Origin of the sequence: Streptomyces sp. NPDC053069 (assembly GCF_044546895.1) — a bacterium.
Lineage (GTDB): Bacteria > Actinomycetota > Actinomycetes > Streptomycetales > Streptomycetaceae > Streptomyces.
Map to the genome: position 1 here is coordinate 83,538 of NZ_JBITZN010000018.1, position 17,303 is coordinate 100,840.

At 71.1% G+C, this 17,303-nt stretch carries 21 protein-coding genes; 11 read left to right on the forward strand and 10 right to left on the reverse strand.

The annotated features are described in order from the left end of the window. Positions 1 to 119: 119 nt before the first annotated feature. The 3 genes from ACIGXP_RS33280 to ACIGXP_RS33290 are packed head-to-tail and all read right to left on the reverse strand — an operon-like array spanning position 120 to position 1,742. Positions 120 to 1,097, reverse strand: coding sequence for a 2-oxoglutarate and iron-dependent oxygenase domain-containing protein (locus ACIGXP_RS33280; RefSeq protein WP_363214263.1), 978 nt, complete (start codon positions 1,095 to 1,097; stop codon positions 120 to 122). After that, entirely contained in the window at positions 1,078 to 1,527 is a 450-nt protein-coding gene (locus ACIGXP_RS33285) for a nucleoside deaminase (RefSeq protein WP_399774721.1), read from the reverse strand. The genes ACIGXP_RS33280 and ACIGXP_RS33285 overlap by 20 nt, the downstream gene beginning before the upstream one ends. Positions 1,528 to 1,571: 44 nt before the next feature. Further along, complete coding sequence (locus tag ACIGXP_RS33290; protein ID WP_399774723.1) at positions 1,572 to 1,742, reverse strand: hypothetical protein; 171 nt, start codon at positions 1,740 to 1,742, stop codon at positions 1,572 to 1,574. Positions 1,743 to 1,933: 191 nt separating this feature from the next. On the opposite strand from ACIGXP_RS33290, the gene ACIGXP_RS33295 reads away from it, so the two are divergent. Next, a complete protein-coding gene (locus ACIGXP_RS33295) occupies positions 1,934 to 3,832 on the forward strand; it encodes a hypothetical protein (protein ID WP_399774725.1) in 1,899 nt (632 codons plus the stop codon). Between the two features lie 6 nt (positions 3,833 to 3,838). Here ACIGXP_RS33295 and ACIGXP_RS33300 read toward each other — a convergent pair whose 3' ends face one another. After that, positions 3,839 to 4,477, reverse strand: coding sequence for a hypothetical protein (locus ACIGXP_RS33300; RefSeq protein WP_399774727.1), 639 nt, complete (start codon positions 4,475 to 4,477; stop codon positions 3,839 to 3,841). A gap of 116 nt (positions 4,478 to 4,593) precedes the next feature. On the opposite strand from ACIGXP_RS33300, the gene ACIGXP_RS33305 reads away from it, so the two are divergent. Together ACIGXP_RS33305 and ACIGXP_RS33310 are read left to right on the forward strand one after the other, a co-directional pair. Then, positions 4,594 to 5,508, forward strand: coding sequence for a Scr1 family TA system antitoxin-like transcriptional regulator (locus ACIGXP_RS33305; protein ID WP_399774729.1), 915 nt, complete (start codon positions 4,594 to 4,596; stop codon positions 5,506 to 5,508). Further along, positions 5,465 to 5,584, forward strand: a complete 120-nt coding sequence (locus tag ACIGXP_RS33310; protein ID WP_363214257.1) for a DUF397 domain-containing protein — start codon at positions 5,465 to 5,467, stop codon at positions 5,582 to 5,584. Before ACIGXP_RS33305 ends, ACIGXP_RS33310 begins: the two co-directional genes overlap by 44 nt. On the opposite strand, the gene ACIGXP_RS33315 is transcribed toward ACIGXP_RS33310, so the two are convergent. After that, a complete protein-coding gene (locus tag ACIGXP_RS33315) occupies positions 5,565 to 6,167 on the reverse strand; it encodes a TetR/AcrR family transcriptional regulator (protein WP_399774731.1) in 603 nt (200 codons plus the stop codon). The two genes, ACIGXP_RS33310 and ACIGXP_RS33315, sit on opposite strands and share 20 nt — an antisense overlap. 87 nt (positions 6,168 to 6,254) lie before the next feature. Here ACIGXP_RS33315 and ACIGXP_RS33320 point away from each other — a divergent pair, with 87 nt between their 5' ends. Together ACIGXP_RS33320 and ACIGXP_RS33325 are read left to right on the forward strand one after the other, a co-directional pair. Beyond that, positions 6,255 to 7,010, forward strand: coding sequence for a hypothetical protein (locus ACIGXP_RS33320; protein WP_399774733.1), 756 nt, complete (start codon positions 6,255 to 6,257; stop codon positions 7,008 to 7,010). Between the two features lie 15 nt (positions 7,011 to 7,025). Continuing rightward, complete coding sequence (locus ACIGXP_RS33325) at positions 7,026 to 9,071, forward strand: protein kinase (protein ID WP_399774735.1); 2,046 nt, start codon at positions 7,026 to 7,028, stop codon at positions 9,069 to 9,071. A 21-nt stretch (positions 9,072 to 9,092) separates the two neighbouring features. Here ACIGXP_RS33325 and ACIGXP_RS33330 read toward each other — a convergent pair whose 3' ends face one another. Both ACIGXP_RS33330 and ACIGXP_RS33335 read right to left on the reverse strand, forming a co-directional pair. Further along, entirely contained in the window at positions 9,093 to 9,446 is a 354-nt protein-coding gene (locus ACIGXP_RS33330) for a hypothetical protein (RefSeq protein ID WP_363214253.1), read from the reverse strand. Next, on the reverse strand, positions 9,443 to 10,138 hold the full coding sequence (locus tag ACIGXP_RS33335) for a DUF6232 family protein (protein WP_399774737.1): 696 nt from the start codon (positions 10,136 to 10,138) through the stop codon (positions 9,443 to 9,445). The genes ACIGXP_RS33330 and ACIGXP_RS33335 overlap by 4 nt, the downstream gene beginning before the upstream one ends. Positions 10,139 to 10,383: 245 nt before the next feature. Here ACIGXP_RS33335 and ACIGXP_RS33340 point away from each other — a divergent pair, with 245 nt between their 5' ends. Next, positions 10,384 to 11,340, forward strand: a complete 957-nt coding sequence (locus ACIGXP_RS33340) for a DMT family transporter (protein ID WP_399774740.1) — start codon at positions 10,384 to 10,386, stop codon at positions 11,338 to 11,340. Here the strand turns inward: ACIGXP_RS33340 and ACIGXP_RS33345 are convergent. Then, complete coding sequence (locus ACIGXP_RS33345) at positions 11,228 to 12,118, reverse strand: LysR family transcriptional regulator (protein ID WP_363214303.1); 891 nt, start codon at positions 12,116 to 12,118, stop codon at positions 11,228 to 11,230. The two genes, ACIGXP_RS33340 and ACIGXP_RS33345, sit on opposite strands and share 113 nt — an antisense overlap. After that, complete coding sequence (locus tag ACIGXP_RS33350; RefSeq protein ID WP_399774742.1) at positions 12,118 to 12,396, reverse strand: PLD nuclease N-terminal domain-containing protein; 279 nt, start codon at positions 12,394 to 12,396, stop codon at positions 12,118 to 12,120. The genes ACIGXP_RS33345 and ACIGXP_RS33350 overlap by 1 nt, the downstream gene beginning before the upstream one ends. 115 nt (positions 12,397 to 12,511) lie before the next feature. Here ACIGXP_RS33350 and ACIGXP_RS33355 point away from each other — a divergent pair, with 115 nt between their 5' ends. Next, positions 12,512 to 13,000, forward strand: a complete 489-nt coding sequence (locus ACIGXP_RS33355; RefSeq protein WP_399774744.1) for a DUF3515 family protein — start codon at positions 12,512 to 12,514, stop codon at positions 12,998 to 13,000. Between the two features lie 7 nt (positions 13,001 to 13,007). On the opposite strand, the gene ACIGXP_RS33360 is transcribed toward ACIGXP_RS33355, so the two are convergent. Continuing rightward, positions 13,008 to 13,583 (reverse strand): TlpA family protein disulfide reductase, encoded by a 576-nt coding sequence (locus ACIGXP_RS33360; protein WP_399774746.1) that lies wholly within the window; start codon positions 13,581 to 13,583, stop codon positions 13,008 to 13,010. A gap of 87 nt (positions 13,584 to 13,670) precedes the next feature. On the opposite strand from ACIGXP_RS33360, the gene ACIGXP_RS33365 reads away from it, so the two are divergent. From ACIGXP_RS33365 to ACIGXP_RS33380, 4 genes are all read left to right on the forward strand, one after another. Further along, positions 13,671 to 15,128 carry a menaquinone biosynthesis decarboxylase gene (locus ACIGXP_RS33365; RefSeq protein WP_363214247.1) on the forward strand — a complete coding sequence of 486 codons (1,458 nt, stop codon included), beginning with the start codon at positions 13,671 to 13,673 and terminating at the stop codon, positions 15,126 to 15,128. Next, positions 15,125 to 16,027 (forward strand): menaquinone biosynthesis prenyltransferase MqnP, encoded by a 903-nt coding sequence (gene mqnP, locus ACIGXP_RS33370; protein WP_399774748.1) that lies wholly within the window; start codon positions 15,125 to 15,127, stop codon positions 16,025 to 16,027. Before ACIGXP_RS33365 ends, mqnP begins: the two co-directional genes overlap by 4 nt. Positions 16,028 to 16,106: 79 nt before the next feature. Next, a complete protein-coding gene (locus ACIGXP_RS33375; RefSeq protein WP_363214245.1) occupies positions 16,107 to 16,754 on the forward strand; it encodes a UbiX family flavin prenyltransferase in 648 nt (215 codons plus the stop codon). 59 nt (positions 16,755 to 16,813) lie between these two features. Next, entirely contained in the window at positions 16,814 to 17,269 is a 456-nt protein-coding gene (locus ACIGXP_RS33380; protein WP_363214243.1) for an Lrp/AsnC family transcriptional regulator, read from the forward strand. The last annotated feature ends 34 nt before the right edge of the window (positions 17,270 to 17,303 follow it).

The following is a 17,303-nucleotide window of genomic DNA, read 5'->3' on the forward strand; positions in this document are numbered from 1 at the left end:
TGGATGGCAATGCCGTGGGACGCGGCCGGGACATGCCCGCCCGGTTCTTTTCAGCGGATCGGGTGGTCGGCCGAACGCGGAAGTGAATAACCGAGGGTGACGGGAGGGGCAGGGCTGGCTCAGCCGACGGTGATCGAGTCGAGCTTCTCGCGCAGGTACACATGCGAGTCGACCGGCGGATACGCCACCCGGCCCAGCGGCGCCGGCACGGACTCCACCCGGGTGCCGGGGGTGCACTCGCCGAAGTACACGAGCGACATCAGCTCCTCGGCGGGTGCGTCGAGCGGCGGCGGAAGCACCCGGTGCCGCCCGGACCGCCACCGGTCACCCGTCCAGCGGGCCAGCAGGTCGCCGACGTTGACGGTGAACGCCTCCGGGTCGTACGGCGCGTCCTCCCAGCCCCCCGCGTCGGTGTAGATCTGCAGTCCGCCCTTCCCGGCCTGCCGGTCGAGGATGGTCACGGTCCCGAAGTCGGTGTGCGGCCCGATCCGGAACTGCCCCGGCAACGGCTCGCCGGTCACCTCCGTGCCCGGATACCAGTTGATGTTGAAGCCGTACGTCGGACGGTCCATGTGCCGGGAGAAGAAGTCGCGTTCGAGCCCCAGCGCGTAGCCCAAAAGCGACAGCAGCTCCTTCTCCAGGGCGGCCATCTCCGCCAGGTAGTCCTTGCACAGCGCGCGCAGCCCGGGCACCTCGGCCGGCCACACGTTGGGCGCGTACCACTGCGCGTTGACGACGGGGTCCTCGAAGGGCTCGTCCGTCGCGAAGGTCAGCGACTCCTTCAGATCGGGCGGGGTCTCGGTGCCCTCCGCGTATCCGTTGGCCTCCGCGCCGGGCCCGAGCCAGCCCCGGCCGCCGACCTTCGCCTCGTACGCCTGCTTGACCTCGGTGGGCAGCAGGAAGAACTCCCGCGCGGCCGCCCGGATCCCGGTCCGCAGCCCGGGTTCCACCCCGTGCCCGGTGACCAGCAGGAACCCTGCGGTCTGCAGCGCCTCGTCGACGGTACGGGCGAGGGCGGCGCGGGCCGCGTGGCCGCCGTCGAACCAGGGACGCAGATCGATGGTGGGAACACGCGTGCTACTCACCGATGTCCTCATTCCACAGCTCGGGGTTGTGCTTGACGAAGCCTGCCATCAGGGCCGTGCACGCGGGGTCGTCGAGCAGGACGATCTCCACACCGTGCGCGGCGAGCCAGTCGTGGCCGCCGTGGAAGGTGGCGGCCTCGCCGATCACCACCCGGGAGATGCCGAACTGGCGGACCAGACCGCTGCAGTACCAGCACGGGGAGAGCGTGGTGACCATGGTCGTGCCGCGGTACGTGCGCTGCCGTCCCGCCGCGCGGAACGCTGCCGTCTCCGCGTGGGCGGAGGGGTCACCGTCCTGGACCCGGCGGTTGCGGCCGCGGCCGAGGAGGGCGCCGTCGGGGGCGTAGAGCGCGGCACCGATCGGGATCCCGCCCTCGGCCAGCCCGGCACGGGCCTCGTCGAGAGCGGTGGCGAGCCAGGCGCGGGCCTGTTCCTGGTCCATGGCTTCACTGTGCTGGGCCGGCCGCCCCGAGGCAACGGGCACCGTTACGCGTCACCGGCGTCCCGTGACGCGTCCGCCTTGGCCCGGCGGCGCCTGAGGTGCCTGCACAGCGCCGCCGAGGCGGCCATGACGCCGGCCGTGGCCAGCTGGGCGGGCAGCTCTGTGAGGATTCCGTGGGCGATGACGGACAGCACATGATTGAGTTGACCGGGCATGGAAGTTCCTCCGGAAGAGGTCCGGTGCCGTGCGCCCCGGGGAGAGCGGTACGGCGGACGGGCGATGGCGTCAGCGTGCTGGCCCGGCCCACCGCGACTCCACTAGTCCAGGTCTTCGTGCGTACAAGTCCGGACAAGGCCGGAGGGGGTCGACGCGTGCCGTGGGCGAGCGGGAGAGCGGAGGTTCGGTGGTGGGCAGGGGACGTCGCACGCGCCCGTGGGCGCGGTTACGCGGGCCCACGGAGGAGGCCAATCGCCTCGCGGAGCTCCTTCGGGGGTGGCTGGACGATGCCGGCCTCCGCCTGGACGACCTGCTGGGGGAACTGAAACCCGAGCACTTCGAGAGCCAGACCGTGCCCGGCAGGTCGACCGTCGCGGACCGGCTGGCCGGGGTGAACCTGCGGTGGGACTTCGTGGAGGCCGTCGCCGACGCCTGCTCCGGCAGCGCCGCCGAGTACGAAGGGTTACGGCAGCAGGCACGCCCCCTCCACCAGGCCGCCGTCGCCGCCGCACGCCACGGGCGGACCGGTGGCGTCGGCCGGCAGGTCCCGTCCCCGGGCGACGCGAGTCCCGGCACCCCGGACCCGGAGCGGGAACTGGTCGTCGCGCAACGGCGGTCGCTGGAACTCTCCGATCAACTCATGCGGGCACTGCACCGCACGGCGGAACTGGAGAAGGCGCGCAACGACGCCCACCACATGGTGTTGATCCTGCTGACGCTCGTCGACAAACTGCACCGTGACATCGCGACGTTGACCGCGGAACGGGACCGCAGCGCCGCCCGCGCCCCGGCCTCCGAAGCCCTCGCGGACCTCCAGGAACAGTTGGGCCACAGCGAGGCCCAGCGTCTCCAGGCCGAAGCCGAACTGACCCGTGCCCGGGACGAACGGGAGAAGGCCGACCGGCTGGCCGAGCAGTCCGCCGAACAGGTGCGCAGGCTCACGGCGGAACTCGCGCGGCTGCGGCTGGAGCAGGATGCCGCACACCCGGAGACGGACGCCGTACCGGAGGACCCGGGTCCCGCGCCGGTGCTGCCGACGCACCCCACCGCCCACGACGACATCGACATCGCGCTGATGAAGGCCGCGCACATCCTGGACTCGGGAGCCGAGCGGCTCGACCGGCTCGCCGAGGAACTCCGGGAGGAGCCCGACGGACTCCCGGACAACTCCGCCGCACGCACCCCGGACAGCGCTTCTGACGAGGCCCCGCGCACCCTGACGGCCGCAGGTGAGTCCCCGGACAACAAGCCGGACAACAAGCCGGACAGGAAGCTGGACAACCGGTCGGACGACCAGCCGCATGACGAGGACGGCACGGACGTCGACACGTTCGTCGAGTGGGCCCTTGAACTGCCGACCTTCGATGCTCTGGAAGAGGCCTTCCCCCGCCTGATGACCACGGGCCGCGACTGGCCGCCCGAGCCGCTCACCGCTGCCCTGCAACGACTGCGGGCGGCGGAGGCGACGGACAGGGCCGATGCCCTGGCCCTCGCGATCGGCTGGTCCCGTCCCGGCCCCGGACTGGTCACCCTGCTCGGAAGCCTCTCCGCCCCGGACACCGACGCGGTGATGATGGGCATGGCGGAACGGCCCGCCCGGAGCTTCCAGCAGGCCATCGGCCATCTGCGCAAGGCCGGCTTCGGCGGGTTCGCCCACCGGGTGCTGCTCGCCGCGGGCCGGCACCGCTCGATGAAGGACCTTCCGCTGCTCCTGTCGTCTCTGCCCGACGAGAGTTTCGCCGACCGGATACTCCTCGTGAACGGCGTGTGCGCACGCAGCGCACACCGGGTCGCGCAGATCGTCCAGCGGCTGCGGGAGGTCGGGATGCGCCAGGACGCCCACCTGCTGACGGTCGCCGCCCTGGCGAACCCGGGCGTCACCCTCACCCCGCTGGACTCCGTGCCGTGGGGACCCGAGGCGTGGTTCGACGGGGCCACGTCACCGCGCAGGCCGACACCGTCGTCCGGGCCGGCCGACACCGTCCTGACCACCCGTATCCGTATCAACATTCCGGGAAGCCGCCCCATCCCGCCGGTCGTCGTACGCCGCCGCCCCGCCCCGCCGCAGGAGCCGCCCGACTCCGGGTGAGGAGGGTCAACCGCGCTCCAGCACCGCGTAGTCGGCGAAGCAGCGGCGGTAGCGGGTGTGGCGGGTCTGCTGGGTGTGCAGGCGCTGCCACTCCTCGACCGGGGCCGGGTCCTTGTACGGCCCGGACGCGGCACCGCAGTCGGCGTCGTCCCCCGAGACGCAGCAGGCCTCGTACTCCGGCTCCGCCGATGGGTCCTGGACGATCGAGTAGGGCACGTAGCGGAAGATCCGCCGGACCTCGCCGTCGGGCTGCACATCGTGGTCGCGCCTGTGGTGGCGGCGGAGCAGGACGTTCGCGTCGGTCTCCGTGGTGCCGTCGTCGCGGGCGCGGGCCTCCTCACGGAGTAAGGCGAGTTCCGTGCAGGCCTGGCAGCCGGGGACCGGTACGGGCGGCAGGGGCACGTTCGTGACCGTGTAACGCCCCTCCACGGAGCGGGCGTTGGCCGCCCGCACCGCCGCGCTCAGCCGCTCCTCCGCAGTCGCCGAGCGGATCGAGTCCGGCGCGGCCTCCCACTCCCGGCCCCCGCCGACCGGACGCAGCATGGCGTACGGGCCCGCCTTGCCGCAGTACTCGCCGACCTTGCCCGTACGGGGGTCGTAGACGAGCGTTCCTGCTTCGATCCGCTGTGCGATGTGCTCAACCATGTCCACTCCAGGCCCACTTCGTAACTCTGGGTGTATCGAGCGTCGCCCACGGGAACCGTCCGTATCAATGCTCGACGCGTGCCACGGGGTACCTGTCACGGAGGGGGCCGACGCCTGTGACCACCAATGCCGCGCTCTTCGGCGAACTGCTACGGCACTTCCGCGAGGCCGCGTTCCTCACCCAGGACGCCCTGGCCAGGCAGATCCCCTGTGACCGGTCCCTGGTGGCCCGGGTGGAGGCGGGGACGCGGGTGCCGCAGGACACGTTCGCCAAGAAGTGCGATGAGGTGTTGGTTACGGGTGGGGTGTTGGGGCGGCTGTGGGGGAAGATCGACTGGTATCCGGAGGTGACGCATCCGGACTGGTTCGAGCGCCGGGCGGAGATGGACGCGAAGGCGGTGGAGCTGTTCGCGTACCAGGAGCGGGTCATCCCGGGTCTGTTGCAGACGGAGGAGTACGCGTGGGAGCTGTTCTCCCGCGTTCTGAGTCGGGACGAGGCCGAGGAGCGGGTCCGCGCCCGATTGAGCCGTCAACAGCGCTTCCTGGCCGACGGCGGCCCTCTGTACGTCGCCGTCCTGGACGAGAGCTGCCTGCGGAATGTGGTGGGAAGTGCCGTTGTCATGCGGGACCAGTGCGCCCATCTGTTGAAGACGGGGAAGCGACCCAACATCCGTATCCAGGTGGCCCTTTCGGGCCTGCCGCATCTCCGGCGTCCAAACACCTCCATGTCGCTGATCACGCTGCCCAAAGGCGAGCGCTGGGTGTACTCGGAATCGCTGGACAGCGGCCATTTCAACAACGATCCGGCCGTCCACGCGCGCCACACCCGGACCTATGATGTGCTCAGGGCGGATGCTCTGTCGGCCCGCGAGTCCGCCACTCTGATCAGCGATGTGATGGAGGGGTACGAGCAGGATGAAGCGGCACGAACTCAGCGCGGTGACCTGGATCAAGAGCAGCTACAGCGGCGACAACGGCGGCGACTGCGTGGAAATCGCCCCCGGTATCCCCGCCGTCGTCCCCGTACGTGACAGCAAGACCCCCGACGGCCCGGTCCTGATGATCCCCCGTTCCGCCTGGTCGGCGTTCACTTCCTCTCTGCGCTGACCGACAGCCAGATCCTGTCCGGCAGGACCAGCGCGGCCTGTTCCAGGTCCACGTCCTCGATGCCGGACAGCCACCGGCGGGCGACGCCGACGACCGGGCCGAGGATCAGGGACTCGATCAACGGCAGGGGCAGCGGGGCCAGTTCGCCGGAGTCGACGTACGCCTGGGCCCACTGCGCGAGCGGGGAGAGACGGGCCTCCTGGGCGTCGCGCAGTTTCTTGCCGTCGGCCATGCCCTGACGGTCGGCGTAGGAGGAGTGCAGGAGCAGCGCGGCCTCGCGGTGCTCCTGCACGAAGGACAGGTAGGCACCGACCAGGGCCCGGATGCCCGTGTGGGCCGTACGCGTGCCCTCCAGCGAGGTGACCAGCTCGCTCAGCAGCCGCTCCAGCCAGCGCAGCAGCAGCGCGTTCATCAGCCCGTCGACGCTGCCGAAGTGGTGGTACAGGCTGCCGAGGCTCACCCCGCTCGCCCGGGTGATCGCCGCGACCGTCAGCCCCTGCTCACCCGACTCGGCGTAGACCCGCAGTGCGGCGTTCAGGAGCTGTTCGACGGTGGCCTCGCCACGCTGCTGCTTGGGGCTCATACTGAAGTGCTTTTCTAGAAAGATATTTTAGTTCTGTGGGCCGTCGGCCCACACTGGTTGCCTCATCCTCACATCCAGGAGCGGCTGGTGTCGTCACCCGAGAATCCAGGAATCGCCGAGATCCCCGTCTCCCTCACCCCGCAGCAGGCAGCCTCCGGTACGGTCCTCAGGCTGCCGCCGGGTACCGGTGTACCGCCCGTCCGCATACCCCCGGTCCGGGACGGCGACGTCGTACGGCTGCGCACCGCCGACGGCGAGGTGCGGCTGCGGATCCGCGTCACCCCGGCCGCCGCAGGAGCGGGCTCCGGGAAGAAGCAGGGCCTCACCTGTCTGGGCGTGCTCGGTGCCGTCGCCGTCGTCGTGTTACTCCTGGTGCTCACGAACCGGGGCGGCAGCGACGACTCGTCCGACGACACGCTCGGCTCGTCGTCGTACTCACCGTCGTACCCGACCGCCACGGCGACCGGCGAGCCGTACAGCAGCGATCCGTACAGCAGCGCTCCGGGCGCCGGCGACACCTACTCCAGCGACCCGTACGGCACCGCCGACCCCTACGGCACACCGAGCCCGGACCCGAGCCCCTACACCTCGGGCACCTGCCTCAACGGCACCCTGCCGGACTCCACCACCGCGCAGTCCGTCAGCGGAGTGGAGGAGGTCTCCTGCTCCGCGTCCGACGCGCACTACAAGGTGATCGAGACCATTCCGCTGACCTCGGACATGAGTCGCTGCAAGGACAACTCCCGGACCCAGTACGCCTTTTCCTCGCGGTACACGATCAACGGGGCGACCGTCAACGAGTACGTGTACTGCCTGGTGGGCCTCGGCTCCTACGCACGCTGAAACAGGGGGAAAGAGTTGAACGGGGAACACAACGGCGTCGCTCCGCTGGAGGAGGACGATCCCCGGCGGATCGGACCGATCCCGCTCGTCGGGCGACTCGGGGCCGGCGGCATGGGGCGGGTCTACCTCGGTGTGCACGAGGGGCGGTACGCCGCCGTCAAGCAGGTCCTGCCGTCGGTCGTCGGCGAGGACAAGGACTTCGTCCGCCGCTTCGGGCACGAACTGGACAACCTCTCCCGGCTGCCCGCCGGGGCCACCGCGCCGCTGCTCGCCGGGGACCGGGACGCCCGGCCGCCGTGGTTCGCCACCGCGTACGTCCCCGGGCTGACGCTGCGGGAGGCCGTCGAGGCGCACGGCGGGCCGCTGCCGGCCGAGTCGCTGTGGCTGCTGCTGCGGGAGGCGGCGGCGGGGCTGGCCGCGGTGCACGGGCTGGAGATGGTGCACCGGGACGTCAAGCCGTCCAACGTCATGCTGACCCTCGACGGTGTCACCCTAATCGACTTCGGGGTCGCCCGGGCCGCCGAGCAGAGCCGGCTGACCCGGACCGGGATGGTGGTCGGCACCCCGGCCTACATGTCTCCCGAGCAGGCCTCCGGGGTCCGTCGGCTGACCGGTGCCGTGGACGTCTTCGCGCTCGGGTCCGTGGTGGCGTACGCGGGGTGCGGGCGGCCGCCGTTCGGTGACGAGTCCGGGCACGGCGTGCTGTACCGGATCGTGCACGAACAGCCCGATCTGGAGGAACTGCGCGCGGCTGACCGTGAGTTGGCGTCGGTCGTCGCCTCCTGCCTGGACAAGGACCCCGACACCCGCCCCAGCGCGGCCGAACTGCTGGAACTGGCCGCCGCCCGGACACCGCCCGCCACCCCGCTGTGGCCCCCCGCCCTCACCGAACCTCTCACGGCCCGCGCGGAGTTCGCCGCCCGGGCACCACAGCCGGAACCGGGCGGACCCCCGGAGGAAAGCCAGGCCCCGGAGAAGACACCGCCCCCCAGCACCCTCCGGGCGATCGACGCGAAGCCCGATCCGGCCACCGAGAACCCCGCACCGGGCACCGGCGGCGCCGACCGGGGGACCGAGGGCGCCGGAGCGGAACCCCAGGGCGCGGGGCCGGAGCCTCAGGACGGTGGACCGGGGCCCGGCGGGGCCGGGGTCGGACGCGGTCGGTCGGAGGGTGAGGTCGTTGTGCGGGCCGGTGGGCGTCCGGCCGAGCGGCGGCGCAGGCGGGTGCTGGTGGCCGTCGTACCGATCGTGGTCGGTGCCGGTGTCGCGACCCTCGCCTTCCAGCTGGCGCCGTACGCCACCGACGCCCACCGCGACGGCGCCGCCGGCACACCGGGCGCCTCCGTCTCCGCGCCGGCGGGTCCCACCCCCGGTGCCTCCTCGGCGAGCCCCACCGGGAAGGGCGCGAAGGGCGCGGGAAAGAAGCGCTCCGCCTCTCCGGCGAGCGGGGGGAAGAAGCGCGAGGACACGGGGGACAGGGAGAGATCGACTGCGGATCCGCGGGGTGGGGCGGACGGCTCCGGCGGTGCATCCGGCACGGGGAGCGGTGCCGATAGCGGTAGCGCTAGTGGCAGTGGCAGTGGCAGTGGCAGCGGCTCCGGATCTGGATCCGGCAGCTCCAGGGGTTCCAGCAGCTCGGGAGGGTCCAGCAGCTCCGGTGGATCCGGCAGTTCAGGCAGTTCCGGTGGCTCCGGCGGAGGGGGTGTGTTCCGGCTGAAGAACGGTGAGAACGGCAAGTGCCTGATCCAGGTCTACGGCTCCTCGGGCCTCGGCGACTGCTCGGACTCCACGGCCCGCTGGACCTTCCGCAGTGCCGCCGGCGGCAGCGTCAAGGTCGTCAACGCCTCGACCGGCGCCTGCCTGAGCGCCAACGGCAACGGCCAGGCGGTCTTCGTCGGCGACTGCTCGCAGGGCGGCAGCAACCTCCGCTGGACGACCGGCCACGGCAACTCCCTGCGCACGGTCTACGACGGCGGCTGCCTCGACCTCGCCTTCGGGGGCAACGTGGCCGAGGCGAGCTGCCAGTCGGGGGCGTCCTCGCAGAGCTGGGCCCGGACATGACGGGTGCCGCCGCCGTAGGCGCTACCCGCTGACCATCGCGGTGATCGCCCGTACGGCCTCGGCCACCGGCTGGCCGACCGCTCCGACGGCGGCGGCGATCCCGGCGATCGCCCGCAGCGCCCGGTGCCGCTCCAGCGCGGGCACGGCGGCGTCGGGGCTGAGGGCGGGCAGGGACTCGTCCAGGAGCTGGGCGTCGGGCGCCGGCACCTGCGCCCGCAACTGGGCGATGAGACCGGTCAGTTCGGCGAGGGCGGCGACCAGGGCCGGGTCCTGCTGCCCGGCTCCGGCGCCGCCCTCGTTCCTGACGATGCCCTGGTTGCCCTGGCCGCCGTACATGTTCACGTTGTCGCCGTAGTAGTAGTTGGTGCCGCTCATGCGCCGATCCCCACGTTTCCGCTGCCGCCGTACATGTTGACGTTGTCGCCGAAGTAGTAGTTCCTCGGCGAGACGGTGAGGCTCTCCACCGTCACCTTGAACTCGGCCTCCGGATGATCGATGGCGTAGGAGATCTGGCCGACGACCTGGTCCAGGTAGCGCGGGTCCGGGCTGGTGACCAGCGCGGTGGAGGCGCCCGAGGTCTCGACCGCCATGACGTGGTGCGGGGCGGCGGTCAGGACGGAGAACATGTCGATGAGGAAGTAGATCTCGATGCACACGGCCGCGATCCAGATGAAGGTGACGTAGCCCGCGGCGCCGGAGTGCTGCTCCGCGCCCCCGCCGAACGTGAGGGAGGGCAGGCTGGGCAGCATCGCGATGAACCCGACGATCAGCGTCCCCGCGGTGTACCGCAGGAACCTCAGCACCGCCTCCTTGCGCCTGGGCCGCAGGACGAAGGTGTAGACGCGGGCGATGTTCGCCAGCGGGTACACCGCCGCGCCGATCCACAGGATCCGCTTGCTGACCCGGAGATCGACCCGGTCCGGCTCCTGCACCGCGGGCGGCGCGGGGACGTCCGGCATGAGCGGCGCCGCGGTGTGCGCGGTGGGCGGGGCCGCAGGCGCCGGAGGAGCGGTCTGCGCGCTCGGCGGATCCTGGGCCGGGCGTTCGGGTGGCTGGCCGGTCTGCATCTGTTTCTGTCCCCCAGAGGTCAGGCGATCCGTCGCAACTCAGTGACCACCATTAACAACATCGCCGGTGGGCGATGGCAAGTCGTTACGGGCCGCGAAGTGACGTCGCAGGGGGAGGAGTTGACGGCCACTCAGTCGACGGTTTCTCGGTCACCTGCCCGTATCGGCGGCGCCGATGGCCCCATCGGCAGCGTCCCGCACCAGTGCGTGGAACCCGGCCGGGACCCGGCCCTAGCGTCGGTGTCATGACCCCGGAACTCAAGGGCTCCGCCCAGCTGACCACCGCCATGATGCTCTCCGGCACCCTCGGCGTCTTCGTCGTCGAGTCGGGAGCCCCGCCCTTCGACGTCGTCTTCTTCCGCGTCCTGTTCGGCGCCCTCGCCCTCGGCGGCTATGTCACCGCCCGTGGCTGGCTGCGCGATCACGGCTTCACCCGGCGCACCCTCGGACTCGCCGTGCTCGGCGGGGTCTTCATCGTCTTCAACTGGGTGCTGCTCTTCCAGTCGTACAGGAACACGTCCATCTCCGTGGCCACGGTCGTCTACCACACCCAGCCGTTCTACGTGGTCCTCCTCGGCGCCCTGCTGTTCCGTGAACGGCTCACCGCCGCCAAGGCCGGCTGGATCGCCGTGGCCTTCGCCGGGCTGGTCCTGGTCTCGGGCGTCACACCCGGAGAGTTCGCGAGCGGCGGGTCGTATCTGACCGGCATCGGCCAGGCCCTCCTCGCCGCCCTGCTCTACGGCCTGTCCACCCTGGTCACCAAGCGGATCACCGGCGTCCGCCCGCATCTGATCGCCCTCGTCCAGGTCCTGGTCGGCATCCCGCTGCTGCTGCCCTTCGCGGACTTCGGCGCCATGAGCGGCACCGGCCGGGGCTGGGGCTGGCTCGCCGGGCTCGGTCTGATCCACACCGGCGTGATGTACGTCCTCATGTACGCCGCGTACGCCAAGCTGCCGACCTCGAAGATCGCCGTGCTCGCCTTCGTCTACCCGGCCGTGGCGATGGTCATGGACTGGGCGGTGTACGGCCACCACATCGGGCTCGTGCAGGCGCTGGGCGTCCCGCTGATCGTGACGGCGAGCCTGAGGGTCACGCTGGCCCGTCCTGCTCGGCGACCAGCCTCCGCGCCTGCTCCACGAACAGCCGCGCGTGCGCCGGAAGCCGCTTCCCGGCCCGCCACGCCAGTTGCGTCCGAAGCGTGAACGGCGGCTCCCAGCCGAGCCGTACGAGAGAGCCCTCCGCGAGTTCGGCGGCGACCGTCACCTCGGGCAGCAGTGCGACCCCGAGGCCGGCCGCCGCCGCGCGCTTGGTGGCCTCGATCGTGCCGAACTCCAGGAAGTCCACGGGCTTCAGCGTCGTCAGCTTCCGCTCGAACAGATCCCGGTAGGCGCAGCCCGGCTCGGTGGCGAGCAGGGGCTGCGCGGTCAGCTCCGCCGTCGTGACCCGAGCGCCGGCCAGGGCGTGTCCGGGCGCCGCGACCAGGGCCAGCGGCTCCACCGTGAGCACCGCGGTCTCCAGCCCCGGGTGCTCGGTCTCCTCCTCCATCAGGAACCCGACGTCGTACGTGCCCTGGCGCAGTGCCTGCCGGGTCTCGTCGCCGATGGTGGTGCGCAGCGCGAGCCGCACCTTGGGATGGCGGTGGTGGAAGTACTCCAGCAGCGGCGGCAGCCGGTAGGAGGTCAGGGACTCCATCGTGCCGACGGTCAGGGTGCCGGACGGCTCCTCCGGCTCGACGACCACCGCCCGCGCCTCCTCGGTCAGCTCGATGATCTGCCGGGCGTACGGCAGCAGCCGCTCGCCGGCCTCGGTGAGCCGGATCCGGCTGCCGAGCCGGTCGAACAGCTCCACCCCGAGGGAGGTCTCCAGGGTGCGGATCTGACCGGTCACACTGGACTGGGCGTACGCCAGCTCGGCCGCGGCCCGGGTGAAACTCAGTACCGTGGCGACCTTCTCGAAGGTGACGAGCAGCCGGAGCTCCATCACGTGTCCCGGTCGTCCTTGCCGAGGGACTTGAGGAACTCGGGGTTGTCGTCGGGCGCGACCCAGGCGGACGCCGAGCCGTCGGCCCGGGCGTGCCGCACCCGGCCGGTGATCAGCCAGGCGACCGGGCCCACCAGCACCTCCCCGAAGAGCAGGATGATGATCACCCACGCGACCTTCGGCAGATGCCGCACCTCTTCCTCGGGGGTGTTCAGACAGTCCACGAAGGCGTAGATCCACAGAGCCAGGACCAGCAGGAACGGCAGATACCTGAGCATGGCGTGCAATCCCCCGACGAAGTGAGAGGGCCCCGGTGACCGGGCCAGAGTAGCGGGTGGTCATGATGGACACCTTCATGATCGCTGCCCGCGGACCGGGGGAGAGGTGGCCGGGATGAGGACGGACGGGCGCAGGAGACGGGCGGCGGCCGGGCTGGCCGCCGGCGGCCTGGTCCTCGGCGGCGTGCTGGTCGCACGGGAACTGGCCTCCCCGGTGTTCGGCATGCGGCAGGGGCCGCTGGCGAAGGACCCGGCATGCGCCCGGATCGCCGCGCACTACCCGGACCGCCTGGATGGCGACCGGCGTGACCCCTTCACCTACGAGGGGCTCGCGGCCTGGGGCCACGGGAAGGTGCGACTGCGCTGCGGCCTCAACCCGCCCGCCCCGGCGAAGGACCCGTGCGTCGCCGTGAACGGCGTGGACTGGGTGCTGCGCGAGGCCGCCGCGCGCGACGGGCACGACCTGCTCGTCACCTACGGCCGCCGGCCCGCCGTGGAGGTCACGCTCTCGGCCTCGGTACGGCAGACCGACACCGTCCTCATGGAGCTGAGCCGGCTGGTGGCACCGGTGCGTCAGAGCGACCACTGCCTGGCCGGCCACTGAGCCCCGCTCAGCGCGTCCCGTCCGCCTTCTCGGCGAGCAGCGGACGCGTGATGGTGCGCACGTCCGCCTCGGTGAGCCCGACCAGGCCCTGCGCGGCGATCTTCCCGTTCCGGTCGATGAACAGCGTGTACGGCAGCGCCTGCCCCAGGTACTTCGGAGGCGTCCGGTGGACGAGTTGCCGGCTGCCCGGGTCGTACAGGCTCGGGTAGGCCAGGTGGTGATCGCTCGCGAAGGCCCGGCCCTGCGAGCGTTCGGCGTCGGTGTCCACGCCCAGCACCTGGACGCCCTTGGTCGCCAAGTGCCGCTGGGCCTGCGAGAGTTCGGGCGCCTCTGCACGGCACGGGCCGCAGTAGGCGGCCCAGACGTTGAGGACGACGACCTTGCCCCGGTAGTCGGACAGCCGGATGCGGCCGCCGTCGAGCGTGGTGCCGCCGAGGTCGGGGGCGGCCTGGCGTTCGGCGGCCGGGATACGGATCACCGGGGATGCGGCGGAGTTGTCCGGGTCCTGCTGCGGCGTGCACGCGGCGAGCGCGATCAGCGGGACCAACAGGGCCGGGAGCCGTGACACGCGACGACGTCTCATGATCGACGAGTATCCCAGCCACGCCGGACCCGGGTCGGGCAGGGGTGGGCGCAGGGACAAAGGGGTAGGTCGGCGATACTTGGGCGCATGGCTTACGACGATCTTCGCTCCCTGCTGCGGGCGCTGGAGCGCGAGGGCGACCTCAAGCGCATCAAGGCCGAGGTCGACCCGTATCTGGAAGTCGGGGAGATCGTCGACCGGGTGCAGAAGTCCGGCGGCCCGGCCCTGCTCTTCGAGAACGTGAAGGGCTCGGCGATGCCGCTGGCCATGAACGTCTTCGGTACCGACCGCCGCCTGCTGAAGGCGCTGGGCCTGAAGTCGTACGGCGAGATCTCCGAGAAGATCGGCGGCCTGCTGCGGCCCGAGCTGCCGCACGGGTTCGTCGGCGTGCGCGAGGCCTTCGGCAAGCTCGGCGCGATGACACACGTGCCGCCGAAGAAGGTCAAGTCCGCGGGCGCCCCGGTCCAGGAGGTCGTCCTGCACGGCGACGAGGTGGACCTCGACCGGCTCCCGGCGCTGTTCACCTGGCCCAAGGACGGCGGCTCCTTCTTCAACCTGGGCCTGACCCACACCAAGGACCCCGAGACCGGCATCCGGAACCTGGGCCTGTACCGCCTGCAGCGCCACGACAAGCGCACCATCGGCATGCACTGGCAGATCCACAAGGACAGCCGCAACCACTACCAGGTGGCCGCGCGCAGGGGCGAGCGGCTGCCCGTCGCCATCGCCTTCGGCTGTCCCCCGGCCGTCACGTACGCCTCCACCGCCCCGCTCCCCGGCGACATCGACGAGTACCTCTTCGCCGGGTTCATCGCGGGCAGGCGGATCGAGATGGTCGACTGCAGGACGGTGCCCCTGCAGGTGCCGGCTCAGGCCGAGGTCGTACTGGAGGGCTGGCTGGAGCCCGGCGAGATGCTCCCGGAGGGCCCCTTCGGCGATCACACCGGTTTCTACACCCCGCAGGAGCCGTTCCCGGCGCTGAGGATCGACTGTGTGACGATGCGCAGGCGCCCGCTGCTCCAGTCGATCGTCGTGGGCCGCCCGCCCACCGAGGACGGCCCGCTGGGCAGGGCGACGGAGCGTTTCTTCCTTCCGCTCCTCAAGATCATCGTCCCGGACATCGTGGACTACCACCTGCCCGAGGCCGGCGGTTTCCACAACTGCGCGATCGTCTCGATCGACAAGAAGTACCCGAAGCACGCGCAGAAGGTGATGCACGCGATCTGGGGGGCGCACATGATGTCCCTGACCAAACTGATCGTGGTCGTGGACTCCGACTGCGACGTGCACGATCTGCACGAGGTCGCCTGGCGGGCCCTCGGCAACACCGACTACGCCCGTGACCTCACGGTCGTCGAAGGCCCTGTCGACCACCTGGACCACGCCTCCTACCAGCAGTTCTGGGGTGGCAAGGCGGGGATCGACGCCACCAAGAAGTGGCCGGAGGAGGGCTACACCCGGGACGGGGGCTGGCCGGACATGGTCCTCTCCGACCCCGATACGGCGGCCCTGGTGGACCGCCGCTGGAAGGAGTACGGCCTGTGAGCAGCGCCTCCGCAGCGATCCCCCAGCCGGGACGCACGAAAGCCTTCCTGCGCCTGGTGATGATCGAGCACTCGGTCTTCGCGCTGCCCTTCGCCTACATCGCCTCCCTCACCGCGATGTACGAGTGGGACAGGACCATCCACTGGGTCCGGCTGCTGCTGGTCACCGTCTGCATGGTGGGCCTGCGCACGTTCGCGATGGCGGTCAACCGGATCATCGACCGCGAGATCGACGCCCGGAACCCCCGCACGGCCCACCGGGAACTGGTGACCGGCGCGATGTCGGTCCGGCACGCCTGGACGGGCGCCCTGATCGCCCTGGTGGTCTTCCTCGGCGCGGCGGCCCTGCTCAACCCGCTGTGCCTGGCCCTCGCCCCGGTCGCCGTCATCCCGATGGTGGTCTACCCCTACGGCAAACGGTTCACGAACTTCCCGCAGGCCATCCTCGGCCTCGCCCAGTCCATGGGCCCCATCGGCGGCTGGCTCGCGATCTCCGGGCACTGGAACTGGGACGCGGTGATCCTCGGCCTCGCCGTCGGTGTCTGGATCGGCGGCTTCGACCTGATCTACGCCTGCCAGGACGTCGAGACCGACCGTGAGATCGGCGTCCTGTCGGTCCCGGCCCGCTTCGGCATCCCGGCGGCGATCCGGGGCGCGCGGGTCTGCCACACCGTGACGACGGGCCTGTTCGTCTGGTACGCCCTGACCACGCACGCCGGTGCCTTCTTCTGGCTGGGCCTGGCGATCGTGGCGGGCGCCTTCGTCTACGAGCACCGCATCGTGCGCCCGCACGACCTGTCCCGTCTCAACAGGGCGTTCTTCTCGGTCAACGGCTTCATCGGGATTGCCCTGTTCGTGTGCGCCCTGCTCGATCTGCTGGTGCGCGGTCTGACGGTCTGACGAACCCCGGGCCACCCGGCCTGAACCCTGCCCGACCCACCGGTACGCTCAAGGTGTGAACGCAGGAGAAACGCAGCGCGTGCCTTGGATCGTAGGGGTGTCCGGTGCTTCCGGGACGCCGTATGCGGCAGCCGTGCTGCGGGCGCTGCTGGGGGCGGGGGAGGCGGTCGACCTGGTGGTCAGCCGGGCCTCGCGGCTGACGCTGCTGGACGAGACGGGGATCTCGTTCCGGGACGCCCACTGGCAGGACGACCTGCGCGAATGGCTGGCCCGGGGCGCCGACGGCAAGCCCGGCACCTTCGACGTGGACGTCAGCGCGGTGCGGTACTGGAGCGCGGGCGACCTCGCCGCCGGTCCGTCCTCGGGGTCGTACCCGGCGAAGGGGATGCTCATCGTGCCCGCCTCCACCGCCTGTGTGGCCGGTGTGGCGCTCGGGCTGTCCAAGGATCTGCTGCAGCGTGCGGCGAGCGTCACCCTGAAGGAGCGCCGGACGCTGGTCGTCTCGGTGCGGGAGACGCCCCTGAATGGGCAGACCCTGCGCCACCTGGTCGCCCTGGACGACGCCGGTGCCACCGTCGTACCGGCCTCGCCCGCCTTCTACGCGGGCGCCACTCACATTCAGGACCTGGTGGACTTCGTCGCCGGGCGGGTGCTGGACGCGGCGGGCGTCGAGCACGGCCTGTACCGGCGGTGGCGCGGTGAGCTCGGCGGCGGCACACCGAGCTAGTTCGGCAAGCACGTACTTCTCTTCAACTTCGGACCTCTTCAGCGGAAGGCTTCGATCGCATGGACGCGGTGGACAGGCAGCTCATCCAGGCCCTGAGGGAGAACGGCCGGGCCTCCTACGCGGAGCTGGGGCGTCTCGTCGGCCTGTCGGGCCCCAGCGTCACCGACCGCATCAACCGGCTGGAGGCGGCCGGTGTCATCACCGGCTACCGCGCCACGGTGAACGCGGCCTCGCTCGGTCTCGGCGTGACCGCCCTGATCGGCATCTCGCTCTCCGACGCCGCCGACCACGAGGACGTCGCCCAGCGGCTGCGGGACCTGCCGGAGATCGAGGACTGCTGGTTCATCGCCGGCGACGACTCCTACATGCTCAAGGTGCGCTCGTCGGACGTCGACGGCCTGGAGAAGACCATCCGCCGGCTCAGCGGCACCAACGGTGTGTCCCGGACCCGTACCACCATCGTGCTGTCCACGAAGTGGGAGAACCGGGTCGGGGAGCTGCCCGAAGAGGTCTAGGGATACCGTTGGCGGTGCTGTCGTAGAAAGGTGT